The following is a 3,534-nucleotide window of genomic DNA, read 5'->3' on the forward strand; positions in this document are numbered from 1 at the left end:
TGATGGGCCCGACCAGCGCGAGGAACATCGTGGTCACCGCGCCGGTGTCGTCCAGAACGTAGGTCGCGAAGTACGGCGCCCCGGCCAGCATGATCCCGATGGCGAGCATCTGGGTGCAGCTGAAGCCGAGCAGGCTCAGGAAGGTCCGGCTGCCGCGCGCCGCGCGGAGCTGGCTGCGCAGCGAGGCCCGCTCGGCCTCGGCCCTGGCGATGCGCGGCGCCCTGGCGGTGCCGAAGTACGTCGCGATCATCGACAGCAGTAGCACCCCGCCGACGACCAGCCCCATGAGCCGGTAGCCCTCGACGGTCGCCGTACCGTCCTGGTAGTTGACGATCACCGGGGCGAGCCCGCCGGACAGCAGGATCGCCATGCCCAGGAAGGCCATGCGCCAGGTCAGCAGGCCGGACTGCTCGTGGTAGTCGTCGGTCATCTCCGCCGGCATCGCCTTGTAGGGCACCTCGAAGAGTGCGAACGCCGTGGCCGCGAGAAAGAAGCACCCGCCGACCCACAGCGCTGCGGTGACGCCGCGCACCGGCGGCCCTGCGAACGTCAGCACGAACGCCGGTGGCAGGGTCGCGGCCCCCGCCAGCAGCCACGGGCGCCTCGAGAGCGTGCGGTCGGAGAGCCGGCCGACGTACGGGTTGATCACCAGGTCCCAGGCCTTCGGGATGAAGACCACGACGCCGGCCAGGGCGGCGGGCACGGCCAGCACGTTGGTCAGGTAGTAGAGGAGCAGCAGCCCGGGAACGGCGGAGAAGGTGCCGGCGCAGAACGACCCGACGCCGTATCCCACACGCACTGACCGGGACAGCTCCGTTGACACCATGCGCCAATAGAACAGGTTCTAGTCCGGCCATGGAAGACCGCGTCGCGGGCGTACCGGTGAAACGGTGAAACGCGTACTCGACGCCGGCTTCGGGCCGCTCGTAGCGTGCAAGAGCGCGGGCGGCGCGGCCGTCGGCGCGGCGGCCTCCGAGATCAGTTCCCGAGGATCCGCCGGGCGAGCAGCTCCCGGTGGTGATCGGGGTCGCCGAGGAGCAGCCGCGCCGACGTGGCGCGCTTGAAGTACAGGTGCGCGTCGTGCTCCCAGGTGAACCCGACACCGCCGTGGATCTGGATGTTCTCGGCGGCGGCTTCGCGATAGGCCTCGGAGCAGTAGGCCTTGGCAGGCCCGGCCACCGCCGCCAGCTCACGCGGGTCGTCGTCGGCGACCGCCGATGCGTACATCACGGCGGAACGGGCCGACTCGACCGCCACGAGCATGTCCGCGCACTTGTGCTTGACGGCCTGGAACGCGCCGATCGGCCGGCCGAACTGGCGGCGGACCTTGGCGTACTCCACGCTCATGTCGAGCACCCGCTGGGCGCCGCCGAGCTGCTCGGCGGCGAGTGCCACGGCGGCACGGTCGAGCGTCGCGCGCAGCGCCGGACCGGCGCCCCCCTCGGCGCCGACGAGCCTGGCGGGCACACCGGTGAACCGCAGCCGCGCCAGTTTCCGGGTCTGGTCGAGGGTCGGCAGACCGGTACGGACGAGCCCGGGCGCGCGGCCGTCCACGGCGAACAGCGACAGGCCCGCCGGGGCCCGCGCCGCCACGAGCACGAGGTCGGCGATCCGCCCGTCGAGCACGAACGACTTGACGCCGTCGAGTCTCCAGCCACCACCGGCCGCCACAGAGGCGGAAGCGGCCGTGGCCACCCGGTCCGGCTCCCATCGGCCGTCGTCCTCCACCCAGGCGAGCGTGGCGATCGTGGTCCCCGCCGCGATGCCGGGCAGCAGATCCCTCTTGGCGGTCTCGTCGCCGGTCGTCAGCAGCGCGCCCGCAGCCAGCACGGCACTGGCGAGGTACGGGGCGCAGAGCAGCACCCGGCCCATCTCCTCCAGCACGATCGCCAGCTCGCGATGGCCGAAGCCGGCGCCGCCGTACTCCTCGGGGATCGCCATCGCCTGAAGCCCGAGCTCTCCGCCCATGCGCGCCCACACGGCGGGGTCGTAGCCGTCGGCGGTGGCCATGAGCCGGCGGACCTCGACGCTCGGGGAAGTCGCGGCGAAGAACCGGCGCAGCGTCGCACGCAGCGCCCGGTGCTCCTCGGTGACCACGAGTTCCATGCCGGCCTCTCGCATAACCAAGCTTACGCTTGCTTGGTTTACATGCTATCGGCGCCCGCCCGCGGCAGGGAAGGTCCGTGGCCGGTGCCTCACATCTGCCGGTTGGCCACCGCTGCGACGACGCAGAAGCCGATCGGCCCGGCCGTGTCATAGAGCGTGCACTGCCCGGCCGCGACGCCCTCCTCGCTCAGGTGACCCGTCGATTCGAGCCCGATCGGCTCACCGAGCGGCAGCCGGCTCAGGCTGAGGGTGAAGTCGGCATTGATGTAGCCGAGCCCGGCCGACCCGAAGTTGGCCATGGGGCTGGCGAAGTCGGCGGCGAGCGCCACCCGGGCGAACGGTGACAGCGCCTCGCCTTCGACGAGTTCGTGGGTCTCGCGCAACCACGCCCGGCGCCGCTTCGCGCTCGCCCAGCCACCGTCGCCACCACTATCGCCGTCGCCACCACTATCGCCGCCGCCACCACTATCGCCGCCGCCACCACCGTCGCCGTCATCGCCGTCACCGTTCGCCCGCACCGGCCACAGGTCGAAGGAGACGCCCGGGAGGCGGGGGCCGAGAACGGCGTCCGGCTCGTCGGGTCCGGGTACGTCCCACCGCGGCGCGCTCCACACGTCCCCGGGCGGCTGCTCGCCACCGCGCAACATCAGGGCGGAGGCACGCGCCACCGGCCCGTCCGGGCCGTGCACGACCGCGTCCACGACCCGGATCCGCCGCCCGTCCCGAATCCGGTCGGTCTCGACGCGTACGGGTACCAGCGGGGTGTTGCGGAACAGATCCACGGTCAGCCGCGCGAACCGCAGGTGCTCCTCGGCGTGCTCCCGCTCGATCTGCCGGGCCAGCAGCCCGCCGAGCAGCCGGCCGTGCAGCATGTCCGGCGCCCACGGTCCACGCGCGTGCTGTGCGGGCACCAGTTCGCCGCCCCGGGAGGTGAAGAAGGCCTCCAGGGCCTCACGATCCGCCACGCAATCCCCCTCTTGGACCACCGGCCACCGGCCACCGATTAGAGCGGCATTCTAGTAGCCGGCCCTCGAAGCCCCGAGGGCGGCCTCAGTGAGTGTTTGACAGGGGTGCCGGACGGCGTGTCCGTCGGGCAAGTCGATCTTTGGTCGAGGGTTCCTGTGTGGAAACGCCAGGTCACGCAGCGGTTCCTTACCGGTTGCGGGAGGAGGTCCGCGTCGCCGAGGGACGTGACCCGCAACCGTCCGCCGTGATCATCGACTCCAGTCGGTGAAGGGCGCCGACACCGTCGGTGTCGACAGCCGCGGCTACGACGCGGGGAAGAGGATCAACGGTCGGAAGCGGTTCATCGTGACCGACACCCTCGGACTGCTGGTCACCGTGTGGGTCCTCGCCGCGTCGCGGCAGGACCGCGACGGGGCGAAGGGCACCTTGGGCCAGCCCCTGCATGGCATGCGCCCTGGCGAC

General features: G+C 71.8%; 3 protein-coding genes and 1 pseudogene. 1 reads left to right on the plus strand and 3 read right to left on the minus strand.

All coding sequences use genetic code 11. The features are described from left to right. The 3 genes from HKK72_RS37540 to HKK72_RS37550 form a co-directional block, all read right to left on the minus strand. Window positions 1–799 (minus strand): MFS transporter (locus tag HKK72_RS37540; RefSeq protein ID WP_315987640.1); only part of this gene is annotated, 799 nt, incomplete at its 3' end. A 179-nt stretch (window positions 800–978) separates the two neighbouring features. Next, window positions 979–2,106, minus strand: coding sequence for an acyl-CoA dehydrogenase family protein (locus tag HKK72_RS37545; RefSeq protein ID WP_187239148.1), 1,128 nt, complete (start codon window positions 2,104–2,106; stop codon window positions 979–981). A gap of 89 nt (window positions 2,107–2,195) precedes the next feature. Then, the gene (locus HKK72_RS37550) at window positions 2,196–3,071 is read right to left on the minus strand and encodes an acyl-CoA thioesterase domain-containing protein (protein WP_315987641.1); all 876 of its coding nucleotides are present in this window, start codon (window positions 3,069–3,071) and stop codon (window positions 2,196–2,198) included. Window positions 3,072–3,265: 194 nt separating this feature from the next. On the opposite strand from HKK72_RS37550, the pseudogene HKK72_RS37555 reads away from it, so the two are divergent. Beyond that, window positions 3,266–3,534, plus strand: a pseudogene (locus HKK72_RS37555) (transposase); the annotation flags it as partial.

Source organism: Actinomadura sp. HBU206391, assembly GCF_014323665.1.
Taxonomy (GTDB): domain Bacteria; phylum Actinomycetota; class Actinomycetes; order Streptosporangiales; family Streptosporangiaceae; genus Actinomadura_C.